Here is a 19,182-nt window from a genome sequence, read left to right as displayed (position 1 = left end):
TTTATAAAAATAAATAAAATTAGACTATAACAATATGAATTTGGATCAGCTTTACCCTTACGGATTTAGAACAACATTATTTGACCGTCTATTACCTCAGGACATTCAATGTTCTCAAGGGCTTTCATTGCAGGCTTTAAGAGAGTCTGTAGCAGATGATCTGGAAGATCTGTTGAATACTCGTTTAGTTAACTTGGATGTAGATGACAGTTATGACCAGGTCAAACGTTCAATTCTTCAATTTGGCATCATTGATTTTGTAAGTCTTTCAACGGCGAATCCAATGGACCGGGATAAAATCTGCCGCTCGATTGAACAGTCTATTCACGCGCACGAACCTCGTTTAAAGCAGGTTAAAGTCGAGATGCTGATGGATGAGCATAACAGGGGAAGTCTGTGTCTCAGTATTCATGCATTCTTAAATATTTATCCCCTATATGAACCGGTAATTTTTGACGCATTCCTCAAGCCTACTACGCAACAATACGTAATTTTGTCTAAAACATCAGCAGGTGTGCTGTGATCGAAGAATTATTACCTTATTACGAAAAGCAATTACAGGAATTTGGGCAACAATCACGAGAGTTTGCCAATAAATACCCAAAAATTGCCCAACGCCTTTCGTTGAATCAAGAGCAGATTGATGATCCGCATATCGAAAGACTGATTCAGGCATTTTCCCTGATTTCTGCCCGGATCGATAAGAAACTTCACGATAGTTATGAAGTATTTACACGTGCTATTTTTGAGGTGATGTTTCCACAGTACCTTAAACCTTTTCCAGCATGTTCAGTGGTCAGTTTTGACGATGCCATTAAAATCCGACAGCTTAAAAGTAGCCAGCAGATTCCCAAGCAAACTGTATTAAAATCAAAAAGTATCCGTGGGGTACAGTGTGAGTATCGTACGACAAACCAGGTTAATTTATTACCAATCGCCTTAAAATCTGTTAATTTTAAAACGCATGCTTCGACTCATGTTCATTTAAATCGAAATGCAACCTTGAGCTTTGGTATTGAAATTTTTAACCAGCAGCAGCGACTGTTGGAACAACAAAAATTACCTATTTATCTGGATGCAATTTCCAGCTTTCCATTGCAAGTACTAGATTGTATTTTTAAGCCAGAGACTGGTTTTTCTGTAATAGTACAGAATCAAGAGATTGATATTCAAAATCCATTTGAACTAATGGGATTTACTGAAGCGGAAAGTGCGCTCCCAGTTGATCAACATACTCATCATGCCTATCGTTTATTAATCGAGTATTTTTGCTTTCCAGAAAAATTTAATTTTCTTAACCTCAATCTGAGTTTTTTAAGAGAATTAAATATAGAAACCGCAGAATTTGAGCTACACATTCATTTTAAAATAAATCTGAATGATCAAGCTATGATCAGAAATTATTCAGAATTAAATAGCGCTAATTTCAAATTATTTGCGACACCAGTTATAAATTTATTCCCTAAACAGGCTGAGCCACAAAAAATTGATCATCTGCGCCTGGAATATTCATTAATAAGTGATGTACATCATCCTGAATATTTTCAGGTATATGCGATCACCGAAATGAAGTTATTGAGAGAGAAACGCGAGAACAGTCAAAAAACTTATCCCGTATTACCTTTTTTTGCCATGAGTCATTATCATCAGGCTGATGCTCAATTTTATTATCACCTGTTGCCCGAGCAAAGTAATACCAAGCATACAGAACTGAAATATTCGATTATTTCCAAATCTTTAGAACCACAAAAAATTTCATCAGACTTTATCAGTATGCAGTTGTTATGCAGCAATCGGGATTTACCTTATGAAAGTTATAACAAAGATCAGAATAACTTATCTCTCAATGACAATAGTTTGGCACGTAAAGCCATATTATTAAAAAGACCCAATTTACCTTATTGTTTTGATCAAAAGCAGCAAGAACAGTGGCGAATTATCTCGCATTTATCATTGAATAATCTTTCTTTAATGAAAGCAAATGCAGTCAGTCACATTAAGGAATTACTTGAACTGTATAACTTGCCGCAATCCAAAGACAACCGGCTAATTATTAATTCAATTCAATCGATCCAGTTTTCTCTGAGCCAGAAGTTGCGTGAGCATAAACCATTTCCACTTTTTGTACGGGGTGTCAAAGTTGAAATCCAGATCGATCCAGAAGTCTTTAGAGGAGCCAGTCTGTATATCTTTGTGCAACTTTTAAATCATATTTTTAATTTGAAAGTTCAAATGAATAGTTATGTGGATATGCACGTCATAGATTCAAAGTCAAAACAGGAGTTATACCAATGCATACAGAATGTTGGTGGCAAAAGGCTTCTGTAGTTGATCGGCTCTTTCAGCAGCCGACCAGCTTTGAATTTATTCAAGCCACGCGATTATTAAGACATGCACCTGCACGGAACAGACATCAAGGATGGAGTAAATCATTTGAATTTATTAGTTCACTCAATCTTAATTTTCCAACTTCTGAAATTGAATCATTGCAATGTCAAGATCATAAAGTTCAGATGACCAATTTAATCGTGGGGTTGACTGGCGTACAGGGCGTATTGCCTTATATCTATACACATAAAATTAAACAGAGTACCGGGGCACACCGAGAAGAAAGCTTACACTTTCTCGGACTGTTTAATCATAAATTGTCTGCACAATATGTCGATGCCTGTCTGAATTATCATTTACCACTGCGTTATGAAATTGAGCATGAAAATCATTATCTAAACATGCTTCATGCTTTGAGTGGCTATAGCGGTCAACAACATGAACAGCAACCTATAGATGACTATTTTGCTGAGTTTTCAGGCTTGATGCAGGGGCAAAATAATACCCATTATGCGTTAAGCAGCATATTGTCTTGTATTTTTAAATATCAATTTAAGATTAATGAGTTTATTCCGGAAAGCTTTCAACTGAATGATCAGCAAAAAAGCAGTTTAGGAGCTTCGCAACCAATTTTATTGGGAATCAACAGCTTCTGTGGAGAAACCATTCAGCAAGTTGATGAAAAAATTGAAATTGTTATTGGTCCATTAAAACGTGAAGACTATCTAAAATTTTTATCTGAAGGAATACATAGCGCCAAATTGAAAGAGTTACTTCAAACCTGGTGTAGCCCGACCATGTTAGTGGATCTTCGGTTGATTCTAGACAGAGATGAATTATATCCAGCCCAACTCAGAGAAGTACATTCGATGGGGCTGGCCAGAGGAGCCTTATTAATGCCGAATCAGGCAATCCACCATGCGGAAACCTGCTATAGCCTGATAGGAAAAATGTCATGATTAAGCATATTATTCGGACTGTTATAGTTTTATTCATTATAAACAGTTCTCTTATCATTTATTACTGGCGAGATACTCAATACGATCCATCAAATATCGATTTCCTATTATATTTTGGAATTTTACCTTTGTTAATTTGCTTGTTGTTATTAACACCTTATTTTATTTATAAAGCTTTAAAATCCTATAAACAAAGACAGCAAGAACAAAAGGATAGGGCTCATAAATCTCTTCAAGCACAGCAGCAAGAATTAGAGAATAAAGAAGAATTGTATCAAGCGATTGAGAATTACAAACTTAATATTTTTTCAGCTGCCGCCTGGCACAGTTTTGGCAAAAATGCAGAGATCTTGCAGCACATGAAGCAGTTCAAAAGTCCTGAGCTGGACTCAGAACTGCTAAATCGTTTTAGTCTACCTATATTGACATATCGTATTCATGCTGTGGACCGCTTACTCGAAGAAAACGGGACTAGCGAAGAAATGCTTCCAACATTACAGGAACAACGAATTCAACAGTTGATTCAACAACAACTCGAACAGCATGAAGAAAGTCTGAGCTTAATTTCAGAACAGTTAAAACGTTCAGCACTATTTTATGATCACGAACTGGCTTATGAATATCGAATGCATCCGGGATGGATACAGGAGAACTACTGTGAAGATGAAGGAAATATTGCCTCTAATCTAATAGCAGTAGGCCGATTAAATAGGTTGAATCTGCATATTTTATTGGCGGATCATATGACTGGGGAGTGGAGTGATCTCTATCAAGAGCAGCTTATAGGTCAAATTCAACAAAAATATGCATTGCTGCCTGCCCAAATTCATATCAATTTTCACTTTCTGCCTGCTGATCATGCTTATTCAGCTTTGCTGGAGCTATTACAGGAAATTTCAGGTCAATCACATGAGATCAGCTTGATCATTATGGCGGATTCTGAAATTGATCAGGATTGTCTGGATCAGCAATTTTGGCAAAATGAAGAGTATATTGCTGCAGAATATACTGCCAGCTGGTGTTTATCCGCACATGACTTAGAGGTTGAGGGGATGATGCCTTCACGAATATTGACTCTCAGCAAGTACGTCACTGACCTATATGCGTACTTGGGTCAGAATCAGGTTGATCTGTCCTATCAGCTGGAACAGGCACATCCTTTTTTAGTTTTCTTAGATGAAGCCACTCAGTCTAAAACAATGAAAATAATACAAGAAAAATTTACTAATATTGATTTTGAGCCGGAGCATACCATTTATCCTCAAAGCTATTTGGGGCATACCCAACAATTGGCAGCAGTTTTTGCAGCGATGATGTCATCATATCTATACGACAATGTCATTACAATAAGCTATAGCACACAACAAGAATCAAGCTATTTATGTTTTAAAAATAAAGAAAGTGATCAACTGAATGAAATCTCATTAGTAGCCTAACTATTTATAAAAATTAAAGAAAAAAGAGATAAAAGTGAATACATTATTTTATACAGTCCTGGGGTATGTCTGGCAGTACATTAGCAACCCTAAAACAATGATGGCCTTATCCTTTTTAGTGGTCATTATTTCTATAAAAAATACGGTTTCTGATCGCATTTTCTGGATATTGCTGACCGTCTATGTCGCCATATTAATAGGCTGGGGGATTTATACACTTATCCGGTGTTATCTGCATACTAAAAAGGGTGAAGAAATCGAGACTGCCTTATCTCAAGGTTTTGCAGCTGAAAGCAAATACAATAATAAAGAAGAACTTCAGCAGATCAGTCAGCAAGTCAAACAATCTATTCAGCTGATTCGTAAGTCAAAATTAGGCGATCGTAAGGGTCACGCGGCACTGTATGAACTTCCTTGGTATATGGTCATCGGTAACCCGGCGGCTGGGAAAAGCTCGGCGATTTATCATTCCGGTTTGCGGTTTCCTTTTGAAGCAACTCACCAGAAAATGGTCTCTGCTGGACTCAGCGGAACACAAAACTGTGACTGGTTTTTTTCAACTCAGGGTATTTTACTGGATACAGCCGGACGCTATTCAGTCTATCCGGAGGACCATTCTGAATGGTTAGGCTTTTTAAATATTCTCAAGAAAAATCGTTCTAAAGTGCCAGTGAATGGTCTTATTGTGATCGTAAGTATCGCTGAGCTGGTCAACCAGAGTCCGGAGAAATCTCTACAACTAGCCAAGAACCTGCGTGCCCGTATCCAAGACCTGACTAAACGTCTAGAAGTTTTTGCGCCAGTCTATCTGGTATTCTCCAAGATGGACCTGATTGCCGGCTTCACGGATTTTTTTGATTGTTATCATGGACAAGAATTGGATCAGGTTTGGGGCGCAACTTTGGCTTATCAACCAGACTCGAGTGCAAATGCTATTCAGCTATTTGAAAAGCATTATGGCATTTTATATGAGGGTCTGAAAAATGTAAGTATGACCCATTTAACCCGTCGGCATTCACAGCATATTTCACCCAGTGTAATGACCTTTCCACTGGAATTTAAGAGTCTCAAACCGGTATTAAGAACCTTTATTTCCACTTTATTTCAAGACAATCCTTATCAGTTTAAACCGGTTTTTCGTGGATTTTATTTTACCAGCGCCTTACAGGAAGGCTCCATTGAAAGTCCAATGACAGAACAGATTGCTGAGGACTTTCATCTGATCCGCAGCGATAATCATGATCTTGGCCTGTCTAAAGAGTCTGTATCACAGAATCATGGTTATTTTCTGAAAGGTTTATTTTCTGAAGTGATTCTTAAAGATAAAAATCTGGTGAAGCAGCATATTAATCCGGCACGAAAACGCCGACGCTTTATGGCTTTTACTGGTGCTTTACTTACTGTATCGATGGTGTTGAGTCTGTGGGTGTGGTCTTATCGAAATAATCAGCAATTAATGGAAGAAGTTCAGGCGGACCTGAATAAGGTCGTACAGATGCAGAAACAGTCAGGAACGGAGCTGGTCACACAAATCGATGCATTATTAATTTTGCAAGCTCATCTACAACAGTTAGATCAATTTGATCAGAAGCGTCCATTAAAATACAGTTTTGGTCTATATCAAGGACAACAGATCAGAGAGAAACTGCAAGCTGAATATCTTAAAGGAATTGAGCAATTAGTATTGCAGCCCAGCCAGCAAAATATTGCAGAATATCTACAACGGGTAAAAAGCAATGCAGCAGTTCTTAAAGAAAATCATATTCATGTGCAAATTAATCCGATTGCACAAGTTCAGCAACTCGCATTAGAACCATCTGACCAAAATCCGCAAGATGCTTATAATGCACTTAAAACATATCTGATGTTGAGTAACCGTAAATCTATAGATTCCAGTCATCTCAGCGATCAGTTGACACGTTTTTGGCGGACTTGGCTGGATCAGCATCGTGGTCAGCTGCCACGTGCTGAAATGCTGCAAAAGGCCGAGCAGTTACTTAGCTATGCCATGACACTGACAGATTCGAGTTCATTTCCCCAGCTGGATTCCGATACTGTTCTGGTTGAACAGACTCGCCAGGTTTTAACCGCGATGATGACCGGAGTGTCTGCACGAGATCGTGTATATAACAAAATTAAAATGCGGGCTTTGGTACGTTTTCCTGCATTAACGATCAAACAGATGGTCGGGGAGAATGCTCAGACAACCATGTTGGGAAGTTATGCCTTACCCGGTTTTTATAGCTATCAAGCCTGGAACGAATATGTACAACCTGCCATAGAAACCGCGGCGCAAAGCCCAACTGAAAGTAAAGATTGGGTACTTAATACATCACAGTCTGATGATTTGAGCTTTAGTGGCAGTCCTGAAAAAATTCGACGCCAACTGACTGAAATGTATAAAAAAGAATATATCAGTGAATGGCGTAAGTTCTTGGGTGCCATTTATTATGCCAAGGCCGCTGATTTTAACCAGCAGACGTATCAGATGGATGTTCTTGGTGAGCCAGAAAACTCACCGATTCGTAAAGTTATTCAACGGGTAGCGCAAGAAACCAGCTGGGATAATCCACTGGTACAAGCAGAGTTGGCGGGTCCACAAAAAGGTTTTATTGCCTGGTTTAAACGCAAGATATTGCAACGTGATGATGGCAAGTTGGCAGAGAATTCTGCATCGACTTTATCTCAGGGCATGATTGCCAAAGATTTTCAGATCTTCTACCAGATTATACGTACACGAGATGATTTGCAGAACCGGTCGCTGCTGGATGAGTATATGCAATCTCTCGCCAAGATACGGAGTCGCTTTAATGATCTCAAAAGTTCTGGAGATATTGGTCCGGCGAGCATGATGCTCCTTAAGCAAACCGTTGATGAGCAGAATTCTATCTTTAATATCACCCAAAAGTTTGTGGATGAGAAAATGTCGGTAGGAAGCCATGAGCTGGATCAACAGCTAATTAAAAAACTATTTAGTGTTCCACTCACACGTTCCTTTGAAAGCCTGATGCTTCCGGCACAGGCTGAAATGAACAAACTCTGGCTGATACAGGCCTATCAACCATTTAATGCAAATTTATCGCAAAAATATCCGTTTAACAGTCAAGGTAGCTTACAGGCAACCTCTCAAGAAATTAATCAGATTTTTGGTGAAAATGGCAGTATTTCCCGTTTTGTCAAAGAGCATCTTGATTCCTTAGTGATCCGTCGTGGCTATAGCTTAAGCTCGAAAACCTGGCAAGATTTAGGGCTTAATCTAAATCCTGTGTTTGTTGCAAACTTTCAAAATTATGTCGCGCCTGTGAATGGTATGGCAACTGGTGAGTTAAATAATACCAGTCGTCAGGCAGTGAGCCCCAATCAATCTAATTTCCAGTTTTACCCACTGGAACAGGCTCATTTATTGGCTTATACCATTGATATTGATGGACAAAGAATGCTATTTGAAAACGGAATTCAACAATGGGTGAATTTTATCTGGCCAAATTCCGGCGCAATTCCAGGCGCACGGATTACGGTGATTGATTTGGAAGGGAAGACCCATACCATTTTTGATGAGCCTGGGGAATATGGAATCAACCGTTTGATTGATAGTGCTCAGCGTACACAAAAAGGCAATATTTTTGAGATGGTCTGGCGCAGTAAAGAGAATCCTGAACTATTTGTGAAGACCAATTTTCGTTTGGTGAGTGGGAATAATGCAAGTTCTATCGGAAGTAATCCAAGTTATAGCAATTTGCAGTTGGTGGATCAGGTTGTTTCGAATAAAGTAGTGAGAGTTGTCGCAGCACAGAATACGATGATGTCAGGAAAAACAGCTCATACAACTAGGACGACTGCTGCAAACACAGGAACTTCAATGCCATGACCTTGATCAATCAATTATATTGTAAATGGATCACGTGGGTGAATTGATATGAATTAAAAACAACTAATTTTAATGTAGAAAATAACTCAAGGTTGGCGACACTAGAATAGTCTTTAACTGCAAATCAGATGAGCCTGACTCAAGGCATTAAATTGATTAAATAAACATTTATAGAAGCATAAAATGAAAATAAAAAATAAATACTTAAAGTTAAATAAAATCATCATTTTATCCTGTTTTTCAATTGGTTTTAATGTGCATGCACAACCTGTAATTGCTGAAGGTACTGTATCGAATAACAATAGCAAGCAAGCTATTTTGGCGAAATTGTATTCAACTTATGGTAAGGAAAATGTGGTGGATCGCATTCAGATCCGCCAAGTAGTGGCACCAACGAATTGGTCGAATATAGTCATTGATGTGATTAATGAAGACCTTAAAAAGGTTAAACAGGGAACCTTAACGGTTAAAGGTTCTGATATTCAGCTAACGGGTAAAGTATCAAATTCTTATGAAATTCAGGATACTACAGAGAAATTTAAGGGTTTAACACCCGAAAATTACCGCTTAAATGCACAGCTTTCAGTCAATCAGGCAGAACAGCAGATTATTGATGCTGCATTAAAGAACCGGACTATTGAATTTGAATCTGGCAGTGCAGTATTAGCAGCCTCAGGTATACAAATTCTGGATGAAATGGTCACTGCCTTAAATAAGGTTAGTGGAAAAAAGATACGTATTATTGGACATACGGATAGTTCAGGCGATCCTTATAAAAATCTTATGTTAAGTCAGCAACGTGCAGAAGCAGTGAAAGCTTATTTAATCGCAAAAAATGTTCCAGCGCATTTACTGAGTACTAAAGGTTCAGGTTCAAGTAAGCCTATGGCGGAGAATACAACAGCTGAGGGTCGCAAGAAAAATCGTCGGATTGAATTTGAAGTGCTTTAACGCTGAAGTTGCTTGAGCAGCAGCTATAAAAGTATATGGTGAATGACTTATATGAGTATATCAATCGTATTTCGTATAATGTATATTATGTTAAATTGAGTACATGATACTTTAAGTTCATATCTTCCTTGTCCATAAAAGTGAATTTTGAAATTTTTAGAAGAAAATTGAATTAAATGGAAATCTCATCTCTACTCATGTCTTTAGCTAGATTTAACAGCCATTCTGGTGCAGAGAAAGATTCATCCAGAATACAGAGCAGCTCGGTTCGGCTGTCGGAAAGCAGATGCCGTACCTGCGCTGCAGTAAAAAACAGAGGCACCGGAATCACGGTCATGCCGGCTTTTTGTGCGGCAAGATCGACTACAATCCAGTCTATACTATTTATGCCCCACAAGGCCAGATGGCGCAGATTAAGCTGCTTGAAACTGGCACTCAATAATTCTACCCGCTGCTGTAGCTCCGCATAGCTGAGTGTTGCCTGTGCGGTGACTACCGCTTCTCGTTGCGGATATTGTCGTGCTTGCAGGTTGATACGTTCAAATAAAGCAGTCATCATTTAAATTCTGTGCCTCGCTGATCAAGCAAAATGCTTTAATGACTAAATTGATAAAGTTGACGAGCGACTTGTAGGGCTTCTGCCACATCAATCGCCAGCACATAAGGTTTCTGCTGGTAATAACTGCCCCACAGGCGTTGTGCCTCTCCAAGGACTTGCGGATCAGCCTTTTCAAGCACATGAAAACGTAATCCCATCTGTTGCAACACATAACGTACTGCAGTTGTTCCGGTACATACTGCCCTTTCAATGCATTGCTGCGAGAGATGAAAGACCAGAAATGCCACTATCAGTTTGGCCTGATTCATGTCTACTGCAGCTAAGTTGCCAATTTCTACAATCTTGTTCCGACTAACCTCCGCCTGACTGAGCTTGCCAAGAATATTTTCAATTGGTTCATCGAGATACTGTTCCAGGAAGGCATTGGTTTGGTGTAAATGCTCCATGCCAATAACAACTTGCATTTTGGCTCCGTCATAACCGGCAAACAGGGTCGAAGAGAAGGTTGATATCGTGGCCTGATGGACTTGTTGATATTTTTCTTGAATAAAATTTTCCAGTGCTCGACGTTCACACGTCTCACCACGGTGTACAGTTTGTACTCTTAGTTGTAGAGCATTATCTTGTACCGAGATCACGGGATCAAAGTGATGGGCCTGTAGTGAAAATTTATTTAGACTGATTTGTTTTTTGTATTGAGACTGCTTGAAATATCCATCCAAATAATGAATCTGATCAGATGACTGAGGATCAAAACTAAACTTGATCATTCGGCTCATACCACGAAATTAACTTGGTACTCAAGATAGAAGTCCTACCTTAAAAAATTCTTAATTTTGTGCAAAAGAATGTAAAAGCTATGTGTATAAAAAATCCAGAGAACGGCCGGTTTTTTTAAGAGCATTTTAAGATTGAAAATTTAAGTTAATCCTATCTCTTGTTAACTGAAACTGTTCTATGTCTTCCTACCGCTCACCTTATAAAGGCACCTCAGGAACGCAGCGTATTTTTAATGCGACCCGTTATTCCCTGGCTGGTTTTAAAACCGCCTTTCAAAATGAGGCTGCCTTCCGGCAAATTCTGCTGATCAACCTTATTTTGATTCCTCTAAGTTTTTGGATGCCGGTTAGTCCAGCTGAGCAAGCGCTGATGGTCGCCGTATGCCTACTGGCGTTGATCATTGAACTGATTAACTCAGCGATAGAGGCAGTGGTAGATCGTATTTCCATGGAACGGCATGAACTGTCTAAAAATGCCAAGGATATGGGCAGTGCGGCTCAGTTTGTAGCACTTAGTTTAATTGCCCTGACTTGGGGCATCATTTTGGCTGGTCATTTGATTTGACCTCTGCTCTTGCTACTGCCTGAAATGGACAACTTAAAAATGATCACTGACCGTTCCCGGTTTTTACTGACCCAAACTTTACTTTTGATCTTCAGTTTTTTGATTCTTCTCAACTTCTTTGACATTGGAGGAGTGCTGGACTTACAACTCATCTATCCCTTTATCGATGATCATGGTCAATTTCCCCTTCGAAAACAATGGGCACTGGCAGAACTCAATCATCGCTATGTGAAAGACCTGCTGATTCTAGTGTATATCACATTATTACTGGGCTGGTTGGCATCACTGAAATGGCAGAACTGGTATATACGGCGCTGGGAATTTGGCTATTTTTTTAGCATGGTAGTGCTGACCACAGCCTCGATCGGAATTTTAAAATCCCAGTCAGCCCATGCCTGTCCCTGGGATATGACCATACCTACCCATAATGGGATTTTGTGGGATTTTAGTGCTACTGCAGGCCACTGTTTTCCTGGCGGGCATGCATCTAGTGGTTTTGCGTTAATGGCCGGCTATTTTGTTTATCGCATTTCTAACCGCAAGCGTGCTTATTTTCTTCTGATCGCTGCAGTAATTTTAGGGTTGGCCATGGGCTGGGCACAAATGATGCGCGGTGCACATTTCCTGAGTCATAACCTTTGGACTGGCTGGATTATCTGGTGCATGAATGTCATTGGCTATACGCTGTTTAGCCACAAACTCCCCCAATAGAAAAGACCACTCCTATACGCTCTAGTATCAGGCAACCTTAACTCCAAAAACTAGAAGCCTATTTGCTTAGGCTTTGGCCAAAGGAAACTTGACCTGTACACAAAGGCCACTCAGATTGACACTTCGCGAAAATTCTAGTGTTCCACCCAAGCGCTCGGTGGCTTTATCTACAATGGATAAACCCAAACCGCTGCCAATTTCTGCATGGTTATGTATCCGGTAGAAGCGTTGCCGGATCTGATTGAATTGAGCGGGATCTATCCCTGCACCACTGTCTTCAATCTGTAAAACTGCCTGATGGCCTTGCTGGAAAATCGACACATTAATCACGCCATCCTTCAGACTATATTTAATCGCATTATCAATTAAATTATAAATAATCGAGTGCAAGGCCGAAGCTTGGCCCTGAATCAATAGTTCCTGCTGCTGCTCTACCCCTAAATCAATGTCTTTCTGTAGTGCCAGTTGAATCAGCTCTTCGATACAGGTGACTGTCATTTGATTCAGTGATAGCAATTGAACAGGTTCGCTTAAACCTTCGGTCACATCCTGTTTGGCCAGACTTAACAACTGGTTGACCAGATGCTGCATACGCAAAATGCCTTGACTCAAATTATGGATAGATTCGCTCTGAGGGAACTGCTGTAGCAAAATTTGTAGCTGTAAATTCAAGGCCGTCAGTGGCGTGCGTAATTCATGTGCAGAATCCGCTACAAATTGACGTTGTTCCTGTTGGGCCAGAGAAATTCGGCCAAACAGATAATTCATTTCCTGAATGGTCGGTTCCAGCTCCAGGGGATAATCTTTCATTGCAATTGGCTTTAAGTCTTGTGCCTTGCGGCTGGCCAATTCAGTTTTAAAATCATTAAGGGGCTGAAAATTTTTCCGGATCATCCAGCCTAAGCCAAACACTGCAAAAGGTAAAAAAAGTACATAAGGAAGAAACATATTGGCTGCCAGTTCCAGAGCCAGTTCCTGCCGGACATTTTGCTGCTGGCTTACCTGAATCTGTAATTGCTTACCAGGAATAATATAAGTTAACCAGGTTCCATATGGCGTTTGATGCTTGTAGAAACCTGCTTTCTTGACCGGTGCCACCAGAACATCCTGCGGATGCAAGGAAGTGGCTGTATCTGTATAGGACCAGATATCTACAAATAAATCTTCTTCACTGTATTGTTTTGCCAGATCTATTTGGCTTTGCAGGGGTTGCGGATGATTTTCTGCAATGCGCTCTGCCAGACTTTGCATCTGTTTATCCAGTACTTCATTAATTTCTTCGAGCGCAATCCGGTATGCCGAAAAGATCAGCACACAGCCCAGTACTACGCTAAATAATGAAATATAAATAACCAGACGTTTTTGCAAGGAATAACGTTTCTGCATGGCGCTCATCCTAAGCGATACCCTAGCCCACGTATGGTACGTATGAAGTCTTTTCCTAATTTTGCCCGCAGATGATGGATATAGACTTCTACCGTATTACTACTGACATCACTGTCAAAGTCATAAAGCTTGTCTTCCAGATCATTCTTAGAAAAAATTTTATTCGGATGATTTAACATGACCATTAAGATTGACCATTCCCGGTTGGATAATTCTATAGCCTGTCCATTAAACAGAGCGATATGCTGCTCCAGATCTAGTTCCAAACCGCTGTGTGATAATTTCTTATTCGTATCTATCCCGGTATTTTTTAAACCACTACGGCGTATTAAGGCATGAATACGGGCCAGCAACTCGTCAAATTCATAAGGCTTGATTAAATAGTCATCTGCTCCCTGATTCAGCCCATCCACCCGGTTTTGTAACTGATCCCGGGCGGAGATAATCAGCACCGGTAAATTCGGAAACTTCTGCCGGATATTTTTTAGCACCAGCATGCCATCCATCATCGGCAAGCCTAAATCGAGCAGGACAATATCGTAGACCTGCTGCTGTAACTGTTTTAAACCCTCAATCCCATTATTGACCCAATGCACATCAAACTGATGCAGCTTGAGCAATGTTTCAGTCGACTCGGCAATCATAAAGTCGTCTTCAATAATTAGTATTTTATGCATTTCAAGCTCTGTTCTTTAATGATGGTGAGCATTGTGCAAGCATATCATTTTTAGCTTCAATCACTTGCGTTTTTATATCCAGCAAGCTTAATAAGCTGGGGAAAAGATGATCCTGACTACGGGCTTGGTTGGTCTGTCCTTTGAGACAGCTGATCTGCTGGATATTCTGCTGCTTCCAGGCATCGGAGAACCACATCAGCATCGGGACATGGGTTTGCTGAGTGGGCGCCATGCTATAAGGAGCACCATGCAGGTATAAACCATGCTCTCCGGTGGATTCTCCATGATCAGACAGGTACCAGAAACCGGTCTGATATTGAGTCTGCTGCTTTAAAGTTTCAATGATCTGGGCAAGAACATGGTCTGTATATACAATCGAATTATCATAGCTATTCTTTAATTCTTCTGTACTACAGCCCTGAATAGCATTGGTATTACAGGTCGGTTGAAATGGCTGATATGGCGCTTTGGAACGCTTGTAATATGCGGGGCCATGACTACCCATCTGATGCAGTACAATTAATTGTGGGGTCGGGTTGTTTTTATCCAGATGCGCCAGATAATCTTTCAGGCTATCTACCAGAATTTCATCAAAACATTCACCACCAGCATCACACCACTTCTGTTTCAGTTGTGCCGGAATCTGATACTTTTGTACCCGGTCACAGGCACCTTTACAGCCTGAGTTATTATCAATCCAGGTCACCTGATACCCGGCGCGCTGCGCAATATCCAGCAAACCTTCTCGGTGGCTGGCTAGCTGCTCATCATAGGTTTCCCGTGACATGCCCGAAAACATACAAGGGACTGAAACGGCTGTTGCAGTTCCACAGGAGCTGACCTGATTGAAATTAATCACCGCCAACTTGCTCAGTTCAGGATTGGTATTGCGCGCATAGCCATTTAAGGCAAAACTCTCGGCACGTGCAGTTTCTCCAACAACTAGCACCATTAATTTAGGATGCTCCTGCATTTGGGCCTGCTGTAACAGATGAGCATCTTCGCCAAAAGCCACCAAAGGTAAATTCGCTTTAGGTGCTTTCTTTTTATAATAGGATAAGGTGGACGCGATGCTATTTTGTGGAGAAAGCATTCCCTTCAGATCACGGTGCTCTCTGAAGATGGCTGCATAGTCGACATAGAAGCAGAACAATAAACCTAGAATCAGTCCGAGTGAGACTACACTGCTCAGGCTTTTATGCACCAGCTGATGCCCAGTCGATGTAGGCTGAATTTGAAGCATCCAGACGATGCCGAGTGGAAATATTACAAATCCCAGTGTCCAGATGATCAGTCGCATTGACCAAAGATCACGGACTTCACGGGCATCAGTTTGCAGCATATTCTGGATCTGGTCAGGCGTAATAACGACCCCCAGACTATTGACAAAATAAGCACTAAAACCACCCAGAATGATCAGGACACTGGCCAGTATTTTGGCGTTCCATTTCCAGTTCAGCCACTGTAATACCAAGTTGTAAAAGGCAATGATGATCAATGCCGTGGCGGCCAGTAACAGACCTGCTTTCAGATTGGCATAAGGCGTAAATTCATGAATTTTCTGATAGAAAGCAAAGTTTAGGATCAGTCCTAGCCAAATAGCCAGTAACATATTGAAGCCTGAAAGACTGATCGACTTTTTAGGTCGCTGACTAAAAGAAGACGAATGGGAAAACAGCTTCAGCATGATCCATGGCTCAAAGACTTTAAGATGCTTTAGCCTAGAATCTGAATCTTAAAAATGACTTAAAATGATTGGATCATTTCATAATATATGCAAACCAGCCCTTCTTTATTTCAAACTCAGGAAAATAAAGATAAGCCCTAACATATGTAGAATCTGGCTAGGCGCAAAATACAGGAAAAACTTCCCTCCCCCGGTCACAAAAGAATTGATACTTTTAGACACCGCATGTGCCGCAAGTCCAATCATGACCGCATAAATTAAAGTCAGGTTGTGAGGATTTCCCTGTATCACTACACCTGCTACAGCAGCATGCACTTCAAATAAAGAGGCTAAAAAAGTGCCTAAAATTAAGCCGCTATCCCCCAGTAGAAGATTCGCGCCGTAAATCCCAGCCTGGATTAAGGTCAAACTGACCGCAATAATTACCGCTTCTTTTATACTGAACATCCGGCTATCAATTTCTTGTATTTCATTAATGCTCATACTGTTATCCGCTTGGGGAGTTCGATAAATCAAGAATCCGGCAGCAATACATAAAATTCCGATGCCCACCAAACTCGGAATTAGCAGAAACTTGAACCATTCTACGCTCACTCCCAGAACAATCAGCAAGAGCTGTCATAAGGTGGCAATACAGGAGATTAATCCCGCACCTGCATTTAATTTAGCACTGGCCTGTCCGGATCGAACTTGCATGCCCAAACTGGCAATTGTGGCCGTACTGGAGACAAATCCCGAGGCTAAGGCAGATAAAATAAGCGCCTTATCATTGGACAGGATTCGTTTTGCCACATGTGCCATGGACTGCACAATCAAGATTAAAATTAGTAGTTTCAGGATGATATAGGGATTCAGTACGGCGCCCCACAAGGGCTTATTGGGCATGACCGGCAACGCAATCAATATCAAAGCCAATAAAAGTAGCCCATCTCTTAACTCATAGCTTTGGATCGTTTTTCCGGAAAATTGATGCAGTGTCTGTTTGCCCATCAGGATGATCGTAAGTAGAACCGCCATCCCTGCAGCAAGTGGGATATTCCAAACACAAATAGCGCCAATGATATAGGTCATCAAAAAAGCCAGTTCAGTGGTAGAGCCGATATCCTGCTTCTGTTGAAACAGGCTATACACACAAAACAGGCTGACGGCGACGGTTCCTATTACTCCAATATAGAGATGCAAAAGGAAACATGAAGCACCCAATAAAGCTGTAATCGTAAATGATCTTAATCCTGCAAAACTCTGCTCATTGTTATTGTTTTTATGACGTTCACGCTCAAGCCCAATTAAAAGCCCACAGCCTAATGCCGACAGCATGATGGTCAGTAATTCCTGAAAAGATAAACTTTGCAAAAGCATATTCAAGAGCATTCACCTTGTGTCATCCAGTGACTGTACGTATTTTTAGTATATAAACAGTTTTTTAAAGCAGCACATCAATTTAACTGCTGTATCTTTAAATTCTAGGCTATAGATAGCTGTAAATTATTGCATTAGTCCGCCATTCATCCTTGTTGATGGTCTACCTAATTCCTTATTCTTAGTAGACCAGTTTAATCAAAATTACGGAAGTTAATAAGCTTTTAAATCTAAAATATTTTAATCCTACATCAGCTCCAGGATTAGACAGACTCTGTTTCCCCGACCTGATGATAGGCACGATTAAAATAAACCAAAGCTTGATCTTCCTGATTCTGTTGAATGGCAACAATCGGACAAATCAAAATCGTATGTGTACCAACTTCCTGGATCTGCCCAATTTCACAATCAAAGCTCACCAGTGCATCTTTAAGTACAGGAGAACCTGTTTCTAATTCAGTCCACTCACCCTGTTCAAATCGTTGTTCAGAACTGAATTTTGAAGATGCAAAAACATTTGAAAGATGCGCTCGATCTGCACTGAGTACATTTACGCACAGCACTTTATTTTCAACAAAGTTGATATAAGAACGCGATGATTTATTCATACAAACCAACAATGTCGGTGGTGTATCGGTCACGCTACACACGGCAGACGCAGTAAAACCATGACGACCTGAATCGCCCATCGTGGTCACTACATTCACTGCACTTGTTAATAAAGACATTGCGTTTCTAAAGTCTGTCGCTTCAACCATCACCGTATTCCAATATTCAGCTTTTTATAAAGAGCGTTATATCACTCAAATGATACTTTCAATCTTTTAAAAGCATCATGGATTCACTTTAATTAGCGAGATAATTCCTGACGAATAATCTCAGCACCTGCACTGAGTGCATTGAGTTTGCCACGAGCCACTTGGCGACCAAGTGGTGCCATGCCACAGTTGGTTGATGGATAGAGTTTGTCTGCATCCACAAACTGAAGTGCTTTACGCAACGTATTTGCCACTTCTTCAGCTGTTTCAATTTGATTACTTGCGACATCAATCGCACCGACCATGACTTTTTTACCACGAATCAACTCAATCAAATCCATCGGAACACGTGAGTTATGGCATTCGAGCGACACAATATCAATTTTTGATTTTTGCAGTTTCGGAAATGCTTCTTCGTACTGACGCCATTCTGAGCCTAAGGTCTTTTTCCAATCGGTATTGGCTTTAATACCATAACCATAGCAAATGTGTACCGCAGTTTCACACTTCAAGCCTTCAAGTGCACGCTCTAAAGTTGCCACACCCCAGTCATTCACTTCATCGAAGAACACGTTAAATGCAGGTTCATCAAACTGGATGATATCCACGCCAGCCGCTTCAAGCTCGCGAGCTTCCTGATTCAGGATCTTGGCAAATTCCCAAGCCAGTTTTTCACGGCTCTTGTAGTGACCGTCATATAGCGTATCAATCATGGTCATTGGACCAGGCAGTGCCCATTTAATCGGTTGATCTGTGAGAGAACGTAAGAATTTGGCATCTTCAACAAAGCCAGGTTTTTGACGAGAAACTTCACCCACGACTGATGGCACGCTCGCTTCATAACGATCCCGGATTTTGACCGTTTCACGCTGATTGAAGTCAACGCCTTCAAGGTGCTCAATAAATGTGGTCACAAAATGCTGACGGGTTTGCTCACCATCGCTGACAATATCAATGCCTGCTTGCTGTTGTTCATGTAGGGACAAACGCAGTGCATCTTGTTTTGCATCGAGTAATTCCTGGCCTTCCAATTTCCAGGGTGACCAAAGTTTTTCAGGTTCTGCCAGCCAAGACGGTTTCGGTAAGCTGCCTGCAGTTGATGTTGGGAGTAGCTTTTTAGGTTGTAAAAGTGCCATGTCTAATCTTCTATCTCTATATT

15 protein-coding genes and 1 pseudogene are annotated in these 19,182 nt (G+C 40.6%); 8 read left to right on the top strand and 8 right to left on the bottom strand.

Translation table 11 applies throughout. The features are described 5' to 3' along the window. Window positions 1-34 precede the first annotated feature (34 nt). The 6 genes from tssE to NI468_RS08400 all read left to right on the top strand — a co-directional run bounded on the left by tssE (window position 35) and on the right by NI468_RS08400 (window position 9,542). The gene (tssE, locus tag NI468_RS08425) at window positions 35-523 is read left to right on the top strand and encodes a type VI secretion system baseplate subunit TssE (protein ID WP_253101316.1); all 489 of its coding nucleotides are present in this window, start codon (window positions 35-37) and stop codon (window positions 521-523) included. Further along, entirely contained in the window at window positions 520-2,328 is a 1,809-nt protein-coding gene (tssF, locus tag NI468_RS08420) for a type VI secretion system baseplate subunit TssF (protein WP_253101315.1), read from the top strand. Before tssE ends, tssF begins: the two co-directional genes overlap by 4 nt. Further along, complete coding sequence (gene tssG, locus NI468_RS08415) at window positions 2,292-3,287, top strand: type VI secretion system baseplate subunit TssG (protein WP_253101313.1); 996 nt, start codon at window positions 2,292-2,294, stop codon at window positions 3,285-3,287. The genes tssF and tssG overlap by 37 nt, the downstream gene beginning before the upstream one ends. Beyond that, a complete protein-coding gene (locus tag NI468_RS08410; protein WP_253101311.1) occupies window positions 3,284-4,723 on the top strand; it encodes a hypothetical protein in 1,440 nt (479 codons plus the stop codon). Before tssG ends, NI468_RS08410 begins: the two co-directional genes overlap by 4 nt. Window positions 4,724-4,757: 34 nt before the next feature. Next, complete coding sequence (tssM, locus tag NI468_RS08405; RefSeq protein ID WP_253101308.1) at window positions 4,758-8,591, top strand: type VI secretion system membrane subunit TssM; 3,834 nt, start codon at window positions 4,758-4,760, stop codon at window positions 8,589-8,591. 189 nt (window positions 8,592-8,780) lie between these two features. Continuing rightward, window positions 8,781-9,542, top strand: a complete 762-nt coding sequence (locus NI468_RS08400; protein ID WP_373886122.1) for an OmpA family protein — start codon at window positions 8,781-8,783, stop codon at window positions 9,540-9,542. A 172-nt stretch (window positions 9,543-9,714) separates the two neighbouring features. Here NI468_RS08400 and NI468_RS08395 read toward each other — a convergent pair whose 3' ends face one another. Together NI468_RS08395 and NI468_RS08390 are read right to left on the bottom strand one after the other, a co-directional pair. Next, window positions 9,715-10,101, bottom strand: a complete 387-nt coding sequence (locus tag NI468_RS08395) for an AMP-binding protein (protein ID WP_085064835.1) — start codon at window positions 10,099-10,101, stop codon at window positions 9,715-9,717. A gap of 35 nt (window positions 10,102-10,136) precedes the next feature. Further along, the gene (locus NI468_RS08390) at window positions 10,137-10,871 is read right to left on the bottom strand and encodes a thermostable hemolysin (RefSeq protein ID WP_253101305.1); all 735 of its coding nucleotides are present in this window, start codon (window positions 10,869-10,871) and stop codon (window positions 10,137-10,139) included. 187 nt (window positions 10,872-11,058) lie between these two features. Here NI468_RS08390 and NI468_RS08385 point away from each other — a divergent pair, with 187 nt between their 5' ends. Further along, window positions 11,059-11,445 (top strand): diacylglycerol kinase, encoded by a 387-nt coding sequence (locus NI468_RS08385; RefSeq protein ID WP_004729795.1) that lies wholly within the window; start codon window positions 11,059-11,061, stop codon window positions 11,443-11,445. A gap of 39 nt (window positions 11,446-11,484) precedes the next feature. Further along, a complete protein-coding gene (locus NI468_RS08380) occupies window positions 11,485-12,156 on the top strand; it encodes a phosphatase PAP2 family protein (RefSeq protein WP_077067984.1) in 672 nt (223 codons plus the stop codon). Window positions 12,157-12,222: 66 nt separating this feature from the next. Here NI468_RS08380 and NI468_RS08375 read toward each other — a convergent pair whose 3' ends face one another. The 6 genes and pseudogenes from NI468_RS08375 to NI468_RS08350 all read right to left on the bottom strand — a co-directional run bounded on the left by NI468_RS08375 (window position 12,223) and on the right by NI468_RS08350 (window position 19,159). Then, window positions 12,223-13,542 (bottom strand): sensor histidine kinase, encoded by a 1,320-nt coding sequence (locus NI468_RS08375; protein ID WP_253101302.1) that lies wholly within the window; start codon window positions 13,540-13,542, stop codon window positions 12,223-12,225. Window positions 13,543-13,547: 5 nt separating this feature from the next. Next, window positions 13,548-14,219, bottom strand: coding sequence for a response regulator transcription factor (locus tag NI468_RS08370; RefSeq protein WP_253101299.1), 672 nt, complete (start codon window positions 14,217-14,219; stop codon window positions 13,548-13,550). Window position 14,220: 1 nt separating this feature from the next. Then, on the bottom strand, window positions 14,221-15,906 hold the full coding sequence (locus NI468_RS08365) for a phosphoethanolamine transferase (protein ID WP_253101297.1): 1,686 nt from the start codon (window positions 15,904-15,906) through the stop codon (window positions 14,221-14,223). Window positions 15,907-16,011: 105 nt separating this feature from the next. Beyond that, window positions 16,012-17,277, bottom strand: a pseudogene (locus NI468_RS08360) (MgtC/SapB family protein). Window positions 17,278-17,528: 251 nt separating this feature from the next. Then, window positions 17,529-18,023 (bottom strand): flavin reductase, encoded by a 495-nt coding sequence (locus NI468_RS08355; protein ID WP_253101294.1) that lies wholly within the window; start codon window positions 18,021-18,023, stop codon window positions 17,529-17,531. A 92-nt stretch (window positions 18,024-18,115) separates the two neighbouring features. Further along, entirely contained in the window at window positions 18,116-19,159 is a 1,044-nt protein-coding gene (locus NI468_RS08350; RefSeq protein WP_253101291.1) for a methionine synthase, read from the bottom strand. Between the last annotated feature and the right edge of the window lie 23 nt (window positions 19,160-19,182).

Source organism: Acinetobacter lwoffii, assembly GCF_024129355.1.
Lineage (GTDB): Bacteria > Pseudomonadota > Gammaproteobacteria > Pseudomonadales > Moraxellaceae > Acinetobacter > Acinetobacter lwoffii_I.
The sequence above is the reverse complement of the archived record's forward strand: the minus strand, read 5'-3'. Positions and strand labels throughout refer to the sequence as shown.